The 14375-nt window shown below is 57.2% G+C and carries 13 protein-coding genes and 1 tRNA gene; 7 read left to right on the forward strand and 7 right to left on the reverse strand.

Going from position 1 to position 14375, the window contains the following annotated elements; translation table 11 throughout:
* The first annotated feature begins 53 nt into the window (after window positions 1–53).
* The 6 genes from ACIPF8_RS21595 (at window position 54) to ACIPF8_RS21620 (ending at window position 7050) form a co-directional block, all read left to right on the forward strand.
* Window positions 54–1496, forward strand: a complete 1443-nt coding sequence (locus ACIPF8_RS21595; RefSeq protein WP_400425180.1) for a diguanylate cyclase domain-containing protein — start codon at window positions 54–56, stop codon at window positions 1494–1496.
* Between the two features lie 235 nt (window positions 1497–1731).
* Window positions 1732–2385 (forward strand): hydrolase, encoded by a 654-nt coding sequence (locus ACIPF8_RS21600; protein WP_400425183.1) that lies wholly within the window; start codon window positions 1732–1734, stop codon window positions 2383–2385.
* An 80-nt stretch (window positions 2386–2465) separates the two neighbouring features.
* Entirely contained in the window at window positions 2466–4319 is a 1854-nt protein-coding gene (locus ACIPF8_RS21605; RefSeq protein WP_400425185.1) for an amidohydrolase, read from the forward strand.
* A 54-nt stretch (window positions 4320–4373) separates the two neighbouring features.
* A complete protein-coding gene (locus ACIPF8_RS21610; protein WP_400425187.1) occupies window positions 4374–5081 on the forward strand; it encodes a YoaK family protein in 708 nt (235 codons plus the stop codon).
* 77 nt (window positions 5082–5158) lie between these two features.
* The gene (locus tag ACIPF8_RS21615; RefSeq protein ID WP_400425190.1) at window positions 5159–6082 is read left to right on the forward strand and encodes a rhodanese-like domain-containing protein; all 924 of its coding nucleotides are present in this window, start codon (window positions 5159–5161) and stop codon (window positions 6080–6082) included.
* Window positions 6083–6117: 35 nt separating this feature from the next.
* Window positions 6118–7050, forward strand: a complete 933-nt coding sequence (locus ACIPF8_RS21620) for a LysR family transcriptional regulator (RefSeq protein ID WP_400425192.1) — start codon at window positions 6118–6120, stop codon at window positions 7048–7050.
* Between the two features lie 42 nt (window positions 7051–7092).
* Here ACIPF8_RS21620 and ACIPF8_RS21625 read toward each other — a convergent pair whose 3' ends face one another.
* Window positions 7093–7794, reverse strand: coding sequence for a pirin family protein (locus ACIPF8_RS21625; RefSeq protein WP_400425195.1), 702 nt, complete (start codon window positions 7792–7794; stop codon window positions 7093–7095).
* A gap of 670 nt (window positions 7795–8464) precedes the next feature.
* Here ACIPF8_RS21625 and ACIPF8_RS21630 point away from each other — a divergent pair.
* Complete coding sequence (locus tag ACIPF8_RS21630) at window positions 8465–9289, forward strand: galactosyltransferase-related protein (RefSeq protein ID WP_400425198.1); 825 nt, start codon at window positions 8465–8467, stop codon at window positions 9287–9289.
* 11 nt (window positions 9290–9300) lie between these two features.
* Here the strand turns inward: ACIPF8_RS21630 and ACIPF8_RS21635 are convergent, their stop codons facing one another.
* The 6 genes from ACIPF8_RS21635 to tolA all read right to left on the reverse strand — a co-directional run bounded on the left by ACIPF8_RS21635 (window position 9301) and on the right by tolA (window position 14371).
* A complete protein-coding gene (locus tag ACIPF8_RS21635) occupies window positions 9301–10158 on the reverse strand; it encodes an FkbM family methyltransferase (RefSeq protein WP_400425201.1) in 858 nt (285 codons plus the stop codon).
* A gap of 504 nt (window positions 10159–10662) precedes the next feature.
* A tRNA-Lys gene (locus ACIPF8_RS21640) sits at window positions 10663–10738 on the reverse strand.
* Between the two features lie 89 nt (window positions 10739–10827).
* Window positions 10828–11574 (reverse strand): tol-pal system protein YbgF, encoded by a 747-nt coding sequence (gene ybgF / locus ACIPF8_RS21645; RefSeq protein ID WP_400425276.1) that lies wholly within the window; start codon window positions 11572–11574, stop codon window positions 10828–10830.
* Between the two features lie 5 nt (window positions 11575–11579).
* A complete protein-coding gene (pal, locus tag ACIPF8_RS21650; RefSeq protein WP_061534187.1) occupies window positions 11580–12098 on the reverse strand; it encodes a peptidoglycan-associated lipoprotein Pal in 519 nt (172 codons plus the stop codon).
* A gap of 50 nt (window positions 12099–12148) precedes the next feature.
* Window positions 12149–13432 (reverse strand): Tol-Pal system beta propeller repeat protein TolB, encoded by a 1284-nt coding sequence (gene tolB / locus ACIPF8_RS21655; protein ID WP_400425203.1) that lies wholly within the window; start codon window positions 13430–13432, stop codon window positions 12149–12151.
* Window positions 13433–13435: 3 nt separating this feature from the next.
* Window positions 13436–14371, reverse strand: a complete 936-nt coding sequence (tolA, locus tag ACIPF8_RS21660) for a cell envelope integrity protein TolA (RefSeq protein WP_400425206.1) — start codon at window positions 14369–14371, stop codon at window positions 13436–13438.
* Between the last annotated feature and the right edge of the window lie 4 nt (window positions 14372–14375).

Consider the following 14375-nt stretch of genomic DNA (forward strand, 5'->3'; position numbering starts at 1 on the left):
ATATCTCTGGTGGGGTAAACCAGCACTTCGATGGGCTTTACACAGTACAGCCGATGAGCGACAGCGCAACAAATCCAGGCAATGGCGAGCTCCCGAAGCCACCCGGCTTATCGCCCGCAACTCGGCAGGCGACGCCGCGCCAGCGCGGCCAGGCGCTCTGGGCCTGCGCCGGCATTTTCCTGGTGACCTTGCTGCTGGTGCCGGCAGCAACGGTGATCTGGCCGAATATTCCGGCCTTTTTGCCGACTTATCAAACGGCGACGATTGTTGCTTATCTCATCATTTCCTATCTGGTTCTCGGGCACTATCGCGCCACCAAAGGCATCGATCTGCTCTGCCTTGGCTGCGGCTGCCTGTATGCATCCATGATGCTGCTGCTGCAGTTCCTGGCCATACCTGGCATGTTCCAGCAGCAAAGTGCAGTGCTGGGCGGTACGCAAACGATGAGCTGGCTGTGGTTTTTGTGGCATGCCGGCCTGGCGCTGGGCATCCTGATGTATGCCATTTGCCAGTTGCGTCCGCCGGGGCCGACTTTGATCAATCCCCGTCACCTGGAGATGTTGCTGGCCGCGGTATTGACCGTGGCGGTGATTGCCAGCCTGGCGATGGTGACCGTCTATCACGACCGCTTGCCGATCATCGACCAGAACGGCAATTATCGCCGCGCCATTACGCTTGGCCTCAGTCCGCTGTTGCAACTGATGTATTTCGTGAGTTTGCTGATCCTGTGGCGCGCCGTGCGGTTTCGGAGTGTGCTGCAGGTATGGCTCGGCGTCGCTTTGGTTGCGCTGCTGTGCGAGAACGCGATCACCCTGGTCGGCGGCAGCCGTTTTTCGGTTGGCTGGTATGTCGGGCGGTGCAACGCGCTGATTTCGGCCACCGTGCTGCTGACGATTTATCTGCGCGAAATCAATCAGGTCTATCTGAAGACCGTGCAGGACGCGCGCATCCTGGCATTGAGCAACGCCATGCTGGAAGTGCGGATGGATCAGGTACGGATGGACGACCTGACCGGGCTTCCCGGGCGTTCCTTGTTCCTGGAGCTGGCCGAGACGCTGCGTAGCCGCAGCCTGATCAATTGCCAGGCGGTGGCGGTCTTGTTCATCGATCTCGATGGCTTCAAATGGATCAACGACAATCTCGGCCACAAGCGTGGCGACGCGGTGTTGGTCGAGGTGGCCGCTGCATTGCGTTCATTGCTGCGGGATATCGATATCGCCGCCCGCGTCGGCGGCGACGAATTCGTGGTTTGCCTGGTGGCGCCGGCCTTGTCGATCAAAGCTACCGCGACGGCTGTCGCCGAGCGGATTGTCAGCCGTGTGGCCGCCATTGGCGATGGGATTGGCTGCAGCATCGGCATCGCCTTGTGCCAGGCGGAGGACCTGGAATGGGATCTGGCCTTGCGGCATGCCGACGAGGCCATGTACCAGGCCAAGCGGCAGGGCAAGAGCCGTTTTGCGGTCTATGGTCATGCCTTGCTCGATGCTGTGGTGTGAGTTGGCTGCAGGGCTTGTTCCTCGTTGTATTTCTCTTTGTTTCTGCTGATTAATTAATCATCGATAAATTCGACCATTGATCGATAAATTTTCCGTTTTTCTTTTGGATTTCACTCGACCATACTGCAATCCGTTGGTGGTGACGCAGTCAGGTGAGCGCCAATTCGCTGAGAAAGCACAGAAAAATTTCCATTTATCAATTTCGAATTTATTGCATATTAATCGGGAGAACATCATGCCAATCGCAACCGCACAACCAGGCCGTACTCTGCTCAATCCAACCAACCACACCTTGATCATGATCGATCATCAATCGCAAATGGCATTTGCCACCAAGTCGATCGACCTGGCTTTGCTGCGCAATAACGCGGCTTTGGTCGCCAAGGCCGCCAAGGAATTCAAGGTCTCGACGATCCTCACCACAGTGGCCGAGAAGTCGTTTTCCGGGCCGATCTTCGATGAAATCAAATCGGTGTTTCCAGGGCAGGAAGTGATCGACCGCACTACCATGAATACCTGGGAAGATGCGCGCATCGCCGAGCGCGTCAATGCTGCCGGCAAGGACAAGATCGTGCTGGTCGGCCTGTGGACTTCCGTGTGTATCGTTGGTCCGGCGCTGTCGGCGCTCGACCAGGGTTTTGAAGTGTATGTGATTACCGACGCCAGCGGCGATGTCTCCGATGAAGCCCATCAGCGCGCAGTCGAGCGCATGATCCAGCAAGGCGCGCGGCCGATGACATCGTTGCAATACCTGCTGGAACTGCAACGCGACTGGGCACGCGGCGAAACCTATAACGAAACCGTGGCCACTTCGATTGCACACGGCGGCGGTTACGGCCTTGGCCTGATCTACGCCAAGACCATGTTCAATGCTTCCGAAGGACATTAAGGCAAAACGGCTCCGCTGAATTTCGGGCGGAGCGCAGCGCATCCGCACTACATCAAATCTTTTAGGAATTGGGGAAGACCATGAATGCAGACATGATTTTGTTGAACGGCCGTTTCCATACGGTCGACAAGACGCAGCCGCTGGCGAGTGCAGTGGCAATCCAGGACGGCAAGTTCATTGCAGTCGGCGATGCTGAAGAAGTCATGCGGCATCGTAGCGCGACTACGCAAGTGGTCGACCTGAACGGCCGCACGGTCGTCCCCGGCCTCAACGATTCGCACCTGCACCTGATCCGCGGCGGCCTCAATTACAACCTGGAGTTGCGCTGGGAAGGTGTGCCGTCGCTGGCCGACGCCTTGCGCATGCTCAAGGAGCAGGCGCTGCGCACGCCGCATCCACAGTGGGTGCGTGTGGTTGGCGGCTGGACCGAATTTCAGTTCGCCGAGAAGCGCATGCCGACGCTGGAAGAAATCAATGCCGCCGCTCCGGATACCCCGGTCTTCATCCTGCACCTGTACGACCGCGCCTTGCTCAACCGCGCGGCGTTGCGCGCTGTCGGCTACACCAAGGACACGCCGAATCCGCCCGGCGGCGAAATCCAGCGCGACGCCAGCGGCAATCCGACCGGCATGCTGATCGCCAAGCCGAACGCGATGATCCTGTACGCGACGCTGGCCAAAGGGCCGGCGCTGCCGCACGAGCAGCAAGTCAACTCGACCCGCCAGTTCATGCGTGAACTGAACCGGCTCGGCGTGACCAGCGCCATCGATGCCGGCGGCGGTTTCCAGAATTATCCGGAAGACTACGCCATCATCGATCAGCTGGCGCGCGACCAGCAACTGACGATTCGCATCGCCTACAACCTGTTCACCCAACGCAAAGGGCAGGAGCTGGAGGATTTCCAGAAGTGGACCGACATGATCGCGCCTGGCACCGGCGACGATTTTTACCGCCACAACGGTGCTGGAGAAATGCTGGTGTTTTCCGCGGCAGACTTTGAAGACTTCCTGGAACCGCGCCCGGACCTGGCTGCCGGCATGGAGGACGAGCTGGAAAAGGTGGTGCGTCACCTGGTGTCCAACCGCTGGCCGTTCCGTCTGCATGCCACCTACAACGAATCGATCAGCCGCATGCTGGACGTGTTTGAAAAAGTAAACCGCGACATTCCGTTCGATGGCCTGCATTGGCTGTTCGACCACGCCGAAACCATCACGCCGCACAATATCGAAAGAGTCCGCGCGCTCGGCGGCGGTATCGCGATCCAGCACCGCATGGCGTTCCAGGGCGAATATTTTGCCGACCGCTACGGCGCAGAAGCCGCCAAGAACACGCCGCCGGTGGCGCGCATGCTGGAGATGGGCGTACCAGTCGGCGGCGGCACCGATGCCACTCGGGTGGCCAGCTATAACCCGTGGACGGCGTTGTACTGGCTGGTATCGGGGCGCACCGTCGGCGGCATGAAGTTGTACGATACCGCAGCCAGGTTGCCGCGCGAAACCGCAATCGAATTGTGGACCAATGGCAGCGCCTGGTTTTCCAGCGAACAAGGCAAGAAGGGCAAGATCAAGGAAGGGCAGTTGGCGGACATGGCTGTGCTGTCGGCGGACTTCTTTAGCGTCGATGAAGACAGCATCAAGGGATTGGAATCTGTGCTGACGGTGGTCGGCGGCAAGATCGTCTACGGCGCTGCCGAATTCGGTCCGCTGGCGCCGCCGCCGATTCCGGTGCTGCCGGATTGGTCGCCGGTGAAGACCGTGCCCGGACATTACCGGCAACTGCCGCAACAGCACAAGGCATCGGCCTTGCCGCACCAATGCGCAGGTGCTTGCGGCGTGCATGCCCATGCACATGACGTGGCGCGCAAGTCGAGTGTGCCGGTATCCGATTTTTCGGGCTTCTGGGGTACGCTGGGCTGTAGCTGCTTCGCTTTTTAATGCAACGATTTGCCGGGCTTGCTGCCGCAGCCCGGCCATGTTTGAGGGAACAGCATGACGCAGTCAATCTATCGCAGGACGCAGCAGACGATCGCACTGAGTTTCCTCGCCGGATATGTCGATACACTGGGTTTCATCGCACTGTTCGGCCTGTTCACGGCACACGTCACCGGCAACTTCGTGCTGATTGGTCGTGAGCTGGCCAATCCGTCGCACGGCGTGCTGATCAAGTTCATGGCGTTCCCGGCTTTCATCTTCGCCGTGGCGCTGACGCGCATGGCCGTGGTCTGGCTGGAGCGTGCCGGCAAGGCGCCATTGCCCTATCTCCTGCTGCTGCAACTGGTGCTTTTGCTGGGTTTCATGGGCTTCGGCTACATGATCGAACCGGTCAACGATACGGACGCGCCGCTGGCTTTGCTGGCCGGCATGTTCGGCGCCGCCAGCATGGGTGTGCAGAACGCGAACAGCCGGCTGACCATGCAGCACCTGACGCCGACCACGGTCATGACCGGCAACGTCACCCAACTGGTGATCGATTTCGTCGATGTGCTGCGCGGGGTCGCCGACGATGACATTCGCAAGCGCTGCATCAAGTTCTTCTGGCCGGTGGTGGCGTTCGGCGTCGGCGCTATCGGCGGCGCGTTTGGCTACCGGCAGCTGATGTTCCTGGGATTGTTGCTGCCGGCGGCGATCCTGGCCTGGCTCTGCGTCGGCGAATATCTTGCAGAAAAGAGCGGAGTGAGTGCGCCATCAACTTTATAATGTCGGGAAGATGATTTGCAGTATTTTGATATTGCCGATCTGGCAATTTCCGACATTGATATGAGGCGGCGCAAGAGATGACCTATCTGTTTCATTTGATTGAGCAATATGGATTGGTCATCGTATTTTTCAATGTGCTTGCGGAACAGCTCGGTGCGCCGGTGCCGGCATATCCGACGCTGGTGATTACCGGCGCGCTGATGCATCGCGGCGAATACTCGGCGCCGGTGCTGTTGCTGACGGCAGTGGTCGCGGCGCTGATTGCCGACTTCGCCTGGTATATGGCGGGCCGGCGTTACGGTCGCAAGGTGCTGTCGACACTGTGCCGCATTTCGCTGTCGCCCGATTCCTGTGTGCGCCAGACTGAATCGATCTACTCCCGCTGGGGTGCGCGCTCGCTGCTGCTGGCCAAATTCATTCCCGGCTTTGCCTCCATCGCCAGCGCGCTGGCCGGCACGGTGCGCACCAAACGCATGACGTTCATCCTGTACGACGGTATCGGCGCTGCCTTGTGGGCCGGCCTCGGGATATATCTCGGTTCACTGTTCAGCACCACTATCGACGATCTGTTGAGTGTACTGACGCAGCTCGGCCAGTACGGCATGATCCTGATCGGCGTGGCCTTTGCGATATTTGTTGCCAGCAAATGGTGGCAGCGGCGTCGCTTTCGGCTGTCGTTGCGCATGGCGCGCATTTCGGTCGGCGAACTGAATGACTTGCTGCAGCAAGGCATACGGCCGGCCATCGTCGATGTGCGCTCGCCAGCTTCGCAGCAGGCCGGACGTATCCCCGGCGCGCTGACCATCTCGCATCAGGAGATCCACAGCTTCGTGCTGGATGCGCCGGTGGACCAGGAAGTCATCGTCTATTGCGCCTGCCCGAACGAAGCATCGGCGGCACTGGTAGCCAAACAGCTGATGCTCAAGGGCTACAAGAAAGTGCGACCGCTATCCGGCGGCATTGATGCCTGGATCGCTGCCGGTTACTCGATTGATTCCTAGTTCGGTATTGCCCTTTTTTCTTTAACGGGATTCTCATGTTCAGGATCAGTCTCGATGCCTTGCTCATTCTTGACGCCATCGACCGGCGCGGATCTTTTTCCGCTGCCGGCACCGAATTGCATCGTGTGCCGTCAACGATTTCCTATACGGTTTCCAAGCTGGAGCAGGATCTGGGCGTGCAGGTATTCGAACGACAGGGGCCGAAAGTGGTTCTCACCCGCGCCGGCGCCGAGTTGCTGAAGGAAGGGCGCTACCTGCTGAAGGCAGCGGAAGATCTGGAGCATCGCGTGCGTCGTGTCGCTTCGGGTTGGGAGACTGAACTTACCATCTGTATCGACTCGTTATTTTCGGTGGTCGCGCTGGAATCGGATATCACGGCTTTCTGTGGCGTTGCCGACAAAACCCGCTTGCGCATAGCGCGCGAATCCTTGGCAGGTACCTGGGAGGCGTTGCTGGATCGCCGGGTCGATTTGCTGATCGCGGCGCCAGGGCAGGGGCCTGCGGGCGGCGGCTACAACGCTGAACAGATGGGAAAGATTTCTTTCGTGTTTGTGGTGGCGCCGACGCATCCACTGGCGAAGGTGAACAAGGTGCTGGGTAAGGCCGAATTGCTGCCTCATCGCGCCATCAGTGTGGGCGATTCGGCGCGCAAGATGGCGTCGCGTACGGTCGGTCTGTTGTTCGGACAGGATACGTTGACCGTGCCCGACATGCGCAGCAAATATGCGTTGCAATTGGCCGGCATCGGCTTTGGCTTTCTGCCGGAGCCATGCGCGCGCGCAGCGATCGCGTCCGGTGATCTGATCGTCAAGGAAGTGGAAGAGCCCAAACCGGATGAAACATTTTCACTGGCGTGGCGTAGCGGCGAAGAGGGCGCGGCGCTGGCGTGGTGGATGGAGCGGATGCGCCAGCCCGATGTGATGGCGCGCCTGATCCAGCATGTGCCTGGCGTAGCTGGCGTAGATTAAATACGCCGGAAAGCGCGATGCTTTCCGGCCTTGCCGTTCATCTCAATATGGCAGATCGAACAGCAATACTTCTGCAGCGTCGGATTGTTCCAGGGTGACCAGGTTTTCAGCCGTCACCTTCAACGCATCGCCACCTTTCAAGTCGACGCCGTTGACGCGCAGACGACCGCGGATCAGGTGCACATAGGCAGTGCGCCCGGCGGCCAGCGTATGCTGCAAGGGCTGGTCGCCGTTCAGGATGGCGGCATAGATCGATGCATCCTGATGGATCAGGACCGAGTTGTCGCGACCATCTGCCGAAGCGATCAGGCGCAGCTGCCCCTGCTTCTGTTCCGGCGTGAAGTGCTTTTCTTCATAGCTCGGCGGAATGCCCTTGACGTTCGGCTGGATCCAGATCTGCAGGAAATGCACCGGCATTGTCGACGAGTGATTGAACTCGCTGTGGCGCACACCGGTGCCGGCGCTCATCCTTTGCACATCGCCGTAATGCAGCACTGAACCGGTGCCCATGCTGTCCTTGTGTTCCAGCGCGCCGTCCAGCACATAGGAAATGATTTCCATGTCGCTATGGCCATGTGTGCCGAAGCCTTGTGCCGGCTGCACGCGATCCTCGTTGATCACCAGCAGCGGTCCGAAGCCGGTATGTTGCGCATCGAAATAATGGCCGAATGAAAAGGTGTGATGCGAATTGAGCCAGCCATGATCGGCCACGCCACGTTCATTGCCTTTGCGAATTTGAAGCATGATTTTCTCCGTCAGTTACTGCAGGCACCGCCATTTTTCCGCTTGAGGAAAGGCTGCGATGGATGCCGTGTTGAATCAACTGGATGCAGTATGCGCGCTGCCAAAGTAAAAGAAAAACGGAAAAAATACCCTTGTATGTTCGAATTTATCGATGATCTGCTAAGTGGCGTAAATATTGGGTTTTCGAGATTATTGGTGATTTTTTAAAGGATTTTCCAAGCATTTATTATGGCGGTGTGCGATAAAATTCGAAAAACTACAGGTGATCTGGAATGCAGCACATGCGAAGCGTTCGCTCGCAGCGTTGAATGGCGTCGACATCGCTCTGCATGGAGAGGGTTTGGCGGATCGGTGCGGCTTGTCTATTCCCGGGTAAAATCAAGGCGCTTGAATGGCATTGAGGATAACCGCCGACAGGGCCATGACGATGATGGCGCAGTTGACGGCCCACTTTCATCTATTGAAGGCATGAATCGATTGAGCTACGCCGCTTCCAATTTTTCAATGCCCAGGTACGCAACATGGTTGGTGGTTGCCTCGATACATTTCCTTTTGATCGCGGGCATTCTGAGCCGCATTGATCGGCCCGCTTCATATAAAATGAAGGATGTTTTTTGTATAAGTCCTGTTTCAGGCATTTCCCACCAATCCATTAGGCGCAATATTCATCATGTCTGACATAAGCCCAATTTCGTTGCGCGGCATCGATATCATCGTGTCGTATCGGGAGGCGACCGAAGAACGGCGCGAGAATCTGTATGCGGTGCTGGCTCATCTTGCGCGTACGTATACTGACTATCGATTGTGGCTGATGGAAGCGGCGGATGCGCCGAGCTTCGATTGGCATCGCTTGCGCGATCCGAAGATTCGGCACGTGTTCATCCATCATAACGGGCCTTTCCCCAAGTCGATGCTTTACAACACAGGCGTTCGCTTGGCTCGCAGTCCCGTGATCTGTTTTCATGATGCAGATTCGATCGCCCAGCCCGACACCTTGCGCAGATGCGTCGATGCGCTGTTTGACGGCGATGCCAGCGATGCGCTGTGCCCCTACTGGAACGTCATCAACGTAGCCGGAGCGTTGAAGCAGGGCTTCATGGAAACCCCGGATCGTGCCATTTTTGCGTCGATCACCGCGCCGGAATTGCCGGCCGATGCCAATGAGATTTACCCTAACGCCAATGGGGGCGTGGTGTTATTCAAGCGGCAGGAATACATTCGGGTAGGCGGCTACAACGCGCGGCTGGAAGGGTGGGGCGGCGAGGATGACGAATTGCTGCTGCGTGCGACACGCCTGGGTGTACGCTGGCATTCATTTCGGGTGCCACTGATTCATTTGCACCATGATTCAAGTTCGCGCGGCAAAATGGTTGACGAATTCAACGCTACCGAAAGCGGCCAGACGGTACGGAGCATTAAGGATATGCCTCAGGAAGAAGTCGAGGCGCTGGCGCGTGAATTGTCTGCCTTTTTCTCACCTGAGCAGCAGGCTTAGAATGTGTTCTCTCAGGTAGCGCGAACCACGCGCGCCTGATTCCAGCTGGGCGTTGCCCACTTGATCTGCGTCGGCGAATAACTGATGACGGCGTCGTTGACGCCGGCGCGCGACATACCCGTGACTTCGAAGCGATCTGCCGGCACGCACAGCATGTCGAAGGAAAAATCGTTGAAGATATCGTCTGCGTTGCCGAGCCAGTTGTCGGGCGAGAACATCGGCGTTACGTAATACCAGCAGGTATAGCCGAGCGGTTCGAAGAACGCGACAGCCTGATCGCGAATTTCTGCAGTGTTGATTTCTATGTAGACGACCGGGCGTTGTCGTTCAATGGTCTGGCGGGCGCCCGAGATCAGTTCCAGTTCAAATCCTTCAACATCGGCCTTGATGAAGTCGAGCCGTTCCAGCGATTGCGCGTCCAGCGTGGTGGCAACAACCCGTTCTTTCTGTTGAGTCCAGTCTTTCTTCATGGATGCGCCGCCGAAATTCCAGCTTTGCCGAGGTTCCAGCAAAGGAAAGTCGAGTATGCCGGCTTGGGCTGCGATCGCCTGCTGCAACGCGGCCACATTCAGGCATTCGTTAGCCACCAGATTGGCGCAAAGTAATTGAAAGGTATGGCGAGCCGGTTCGTAGGCTTGAACCATGCCCTGTTCACCGACGCGCTTGGAAAGCCACACCGTATGCGAGCCGATATTAGCGCCAGCCTCCACCACAAAATCCCCTGGACGCACAATCTGTTCGAACAGTGAGATTTCCGGCTCTGACCATTCGCCATAGTGTCGCAGGCTGCGGCCAATGTAAGTGTCGTTACGATTGATGAAAAACCGACCGTGACGGGCGGCTACCAGCGTGTAGAGATCAGAGGACATGAAAATCCTTTGGGTGGTATGAATTTGGAGTCCAGTCGCGGCAGCCGTTTGACGTCAGGTCCTAGTCTGGGTGTGTATTTTAAATCAACAACAGTGGATAAGTATAGCCGCAGAACATGGGCGCGCCTCAGCATCTTGAACGCTTTCTGCGAGACGGCTGCTGGCTGCTCCGGGAGGCGGAAATGTCTGCTGTACTACAAGTTAATTTGCAGGATACTGCGACGATCCGAATGTATGGAAAGCAGGTGAGTTTTCGGCATCTGAAATAAACAGGCACCGAACTGAGCGGGGATCTTCACATGCGGAATCATGAGCCCCATTGAGTAGGGTGACTTCTCGCACTGAGAGGTATATTAGTCGTGGTGGGCGGAAATTGCGCGTTACTCCCACTAACATCCGCATGAATACCGATAGGAAAGGGCGTTCATGCAGATGACTCTCCCAAAGCAAAAAGCCCAACTCGATTGAGTTGGGCTAGGCGCTTGTTTCTACTGCTTTTATTCGTGGTAGGCCGTGCGGGATTCGAACCTGCGACCAACGGATTAAAAGTCCGCTGCTCTACCAGCTGAGCTAACGACCCGAAAGACCGCTATTATAGACAAAGTGCATATGAGGTGTCAAACCCATATGCACTTTTATTTTCTAAAACAGCCAAATTTAATTTGGTGACTATTTCAGCGAGGCCAGGCGTTCCTTGGCTGTTTGTGCTGCCGGCGTATTTGGATATTGCGCAAGCAGTTGTTCCAATGCACGCTTCGCCTGTGGCTTGTTCTTCAGCTCGGTGTAGCTGCTGGAGATATTCAGGAGTGCATCGGGAGCCTTCGGGTTGTCTGCATACTTGCTGACAACCACCTGGAGCGCTGTAATCGCATTCTTGTAGTCACGTTGAGCGTAATACGCAGTGCCGAGCAAGTATTGCGCTGACGGTACAAGACCCGAATCCGGGCTCGAGCGTATGAAAGCAGAAAATGATGACGCTGCAGTTTTGTAGTCACCTGACTTCAATGTCGCAAACGCCGCATCATAGGCTTTCTGATCATTGGCGCCAACGCTCACTTCCTGGCCGTCGACGCTGATCTTTTGCGGCTCCAGCTTGCGCAGGCGCGTATCCAGGTCAACGTAGAAATCTTTTTGCCGTTGCTGCGTGTTGGCCAGCTCGTTGGTCAACACTTCGATCTGTCCGCGCAGCTTGGCGATTTCCTGGTTCAGATGGTCGTTCTGGTCGGACAAGGTCAGCGCGCTGGTCTTGTCCGCCTTGCCATCCACCCGTGCATTGACTGCATCGATCTTGCTGCGGATATCCAATATCGCACGACGTGCTTCATCGTCGTCAAACAACCCGGCGTGTGCTGCCGGGGCGAAGGAAACTGCGGCCAGGAAGGCCGCAGTCATTGTGGCTTTGAAGAACGTCTGCATCATTGTTATTGATAAACGATATCGGAACGGCGGTTTTCAGCGTAGGAAGCTTCGTCATTGCCGAGCGCCTTAGGCTTTTCTTTGCCCAGCGAAACTGCTTCTACCTGGGTATCGGAAACGCCCAGCAATACCAGTGCTTTGCGTACGGCTTCTGCACGTTTTTGTCCCAGTGCCAGGTTGTATTCACGGCCACCGCGGTCATCGGTATTACCTTGGATGATGATCTTGCGATTCTTGTGGCTGTTCAGGTACTGAGCGTGTGCTTCGACGACGGATTTGAATTCATCCTTGACGATGTAGCTGTCGAAGTCAAAGTAGATGCTGCGCTTGGAGAGGATGCCGCCTGGCTGGTTCAGCGGATCGCTGGAGCCGGCGTCAACTGTGTTGACTGAGCGTGCATCAGCACCGGTGTTGGCGCCGCTTTCTACGACTGGTGCCTTGTCATCCAGTTTGACTGGGGATGAGCAGGCGGCCAGCAAAATGGCGCTAGCAAGGATAAGGGCGAAGTTTTTGATATTTAGCATTTTTATTCTCCAAAGTGGGAAACGTACGTCGATTCAAAGTTACTGCGTGATTATTTCATGAAAGGACCCCAAGTAGGCTCACGTATATCGCCTGCTTGCATAGTTAAGCGCTGTTTTACGCGGCCGTCAACTGAGACAACCGCCAGCGAGCCCCTGCGACCCGATTCTGTCGCGTACATAATGTATTTGCCGTTCGGCGAAAAACTCGGCGATTCGTCCTTGACGGTGTCCGACAAACGCTGTTCCTGGCCATTGGTCAGGTCCAGTGCATACAGCTGGAAACGGCCGCCGCGCTGCGAAATATACGCCAATGTCTTGCCGTCCGGGGAAATCCGCGGGCTGATGTTGTAGCTGCCACCGAATGTTACCCGCTGGGCGTCGCCGCCGTTGGCGTTCATCTTGTAGATTTGCGGCCCGCCGCTGCGGTCGCTGGTGAAGTAGATCGACTGGCCGTCAGCCGAGAATTGCGGTTCGGTGTCGATACCATTGGTATTGGTCAGGCGACGCAAGCCGCCACCGTCGGCATTGACCATGTAGACCTGGGTCAGGCCGTCGCGGGCCAGCGCGATCGCCAGCTTGGTGCCGTCCGGCGACCACGAAGGCGCCGAATTGCTGCCCTTGTAATTGGCCACCACGATGCGCTGCTTGGTGATCAGGTTCTGCACATACACCACTGGTTTCTTGGCTTCAAACGAGACGTATGCAACCTTGGTGCCGTCCGGCGACCAGGCTGGCGAGATGATCGGCTCGTTGGAGCGCAAGGCCACTTGCGTACCTTCGCCGTCGGAGTCTGCTACTTCCAGGCGGTATTCCTTGCCGGACTTGATGATGTAGGCAATCCGGGTGGCGAAGGCGCCGCGTCCGCCAACCAGTTTTTCATAGATGTCGTCAGCGATCTTGTGGGCGGTAACCCGGGTGTACTGCGGCGCGGCTGCCATGGCCAGGGCCGACAGTTGCGCCGATTTGACCGTATCCAGCAGGCGATAGCGCACGTCGAAGCGGCCATCGGCCAGGCGTTGCACGCTGCCGATCACCAGGGCGTCGGCGCCGCGCGCTTTCCAGTCGGCCAGATTGACCTGGGCGGCTTCGGAGATGACATCACCGGTATCAATAATCTTGAACATGCCGCTGCGTGAGAGATCAGTCTTGATGATGTCTGTGATCTGCTGCGGCGCCAGGTTTTCGTTGCTGAATCCGGCAATGGCGATCGGGATCTGGGTGGCGCCGACGCCCGAAGTTTCGATCCGCAACTGCGCATTGGCAGGGGAGGATGCGACGAATGTAGTAACCGTCAGTCCTATGACCGCGAGTAGGTGAAGCAATTTGTTTTTCATGGCTTACTGATCTTTCGGTTTATGGATTCCGATAAAACTAGGTGGTACAACGCCCAGTTTGCTATCTTTTGGATAAGGAGCAGATTTCTCGATTGCTCGCTTCACCGCCTCATCAAAGCCGGGAACGCCGGAGGATTTTCTGAGCCGCACACTTGCTACCGAACCGTCCGGAAGCAGTTGGACATCAAATTCCGCCGCCGGGTTTCCTGGCAGGCCATCGGGAACATTAAAGTTAATGTTCGATTTGATCTTGGCGCCCACTTTTTGCCCATAGCTAGGATCGCCGCGCGGCCCTTGCGATTGGGCGGCCGTACCGGTGCTGTTGGCCGCACCGCTGCCAACCGCTTGACCCATCATGCGTTTCAATTCGTCGCTATGGCGCTTGTTGTCGGCCGCCTCTGCCGCAGCCTGTTTCTTCTTGGCTGCATCGGCCTCCGCCTTCTTGAGCGCTTCCTGCTTCTGCTTTTCCTGGGCCGCAGCCTTGTCCTTGGCGGCTTTCAGCTCGGCGTCAGCTTTCAGTTTGTCTTTTTGCTCTTGCTCGGCTTGCTGTTTTTGCAACTTCTGTTGTTTTTCAAGCTCATCCTGGCGTGCCTGGTCCTTGCGTTCCTGCTCTTTGCGCTTTTTTTCCTTTTCAAGCGCAATCTCAGGATCGGGCAGAGGCGGCGTCACCACCTTCGGCGGCGCGGTTTCCTGCACGACCGGCTCCGGCTTGGGCTGGGGCGTAGGTTGCGGCACCGGCACTGGTTCTGGCGCCTGCGGTGCGGCTTCCTTGATGTCCGGACTCCAGACTTCAGCTTCGACGGCGATCGGCTGCTGGCTTTGCCAGTGAATGCCAAACCACAGGAATGCAAACAGGGCGGCATGCACCACCACTGCCAGGATGATGGCGCGGATGCTGCCGGGTTCGTTTGGTACGGAATACGGGGAGTTGCCTGTCATAACC

Origin of the sequence: Collimonas sp. NPDC087041 (assembly GCF_044745265.1) — a bacterium.
Taxonomy (GTDB): Bacteria; Pseudomonadota; Gammaproteobacteria; order Burkholderiales; family Burkholderiaceae_D; genus Collimonas.

Excerpts from the sequence above, each read along its gene's own strand:
- ACIPF8_RS21595 (WP_400425180.1), top strand. The coding sequence starts at position 54 with ATGAGCGACAGCGCAACAAATCCAGGCAATGGCGAGCTCCCGAAGCCA.
- ACIPF8_RS21600 (WP_400425183.1), top strand. The coding sequence starts at position 1,732 with ATGCCAATCGCAACCGCACAACCAGGCCGTACTCTGCTCAATCCAACC.
- ACIPF8_RS21605 (WP_400425185.1), top strand. The coding sequence starts at position 2,466 with ATGAATGCAGACATGATTTTGTTGAACGGCCGTTTCCATACGGTCGAC.
- ACIPF8_RS21610 (WP_400425187.1), top strand. The coding sequence starts at position 4,374 with ATGACGCAGTCAATCTATCGCAGGACGCAGCAGACGATCGCACTGAGT.
- ACIPF8_RS21615 (WP_400425190.1), top strand. The coding sequence starts at position 5,159 with ATGACCTATCTGTTTCATTTGATTGAGCAATATGGATTGGTCATCGTA.
- ACIPF8_RS21620 (WP_400425192.1), top strand. The coding sequence starts at position 6,118 with ATGTTCAGGATCAGTCTCGATGCCTTGCTCATTCTTGACGCCATCGAC.
- ACIPF8_RS21625 (WP_400425195.1), bottom strand. The coding sequence starts at position 7,794 with ATGCTTCAAATTCGCAAAGGCAATGAACGTGGCGTGGCCGATCATGGC.
- ACIPF8_RS21630 (WP_400425198.1), top strand. The coding sequence starts at position 8,465 with ATGTCTGACATAAGCCCAATTTCGTTGCGCGGCATCGATATCATCGTG.
- ACIPF8_RS21635 (WP_400425201.1), bottom strand. The coding sequence starts at position 10,158 with ATGTCCTCTGATCTCTACACGCTGGTAGCCGCCCGTCACGGTCGGTTT.
- ybgF (WP_400425276.1), bottom strand. The coding sequence starts at position 11,574 with ATGCAGACGTTCTTCAAAGCCACAATGACTGCGGCCTTCCTGGCCGCA.
- pal (WP_061534187.1), bottom strand. The coding sequence starts at position 12,098 with ATGCTAAATATCAAAAACTTCGCCCTTATCCTTGCTAGCGCCATTTTG.
- tolB (WP_400425203.1), bottom strand. The coding sequence starts at position 13,432 with ATGAAAAACAAATTGCTTCACCTACTCGCGGTCATAGGACTGACGGTT.
- tolA (WP_400425206.1), bottom strand. The coding sequence starts at position 14,371 with ATGACAGGCAACTCCCCGTATTCCGTACCAAACGAACCCGGCAGCATC.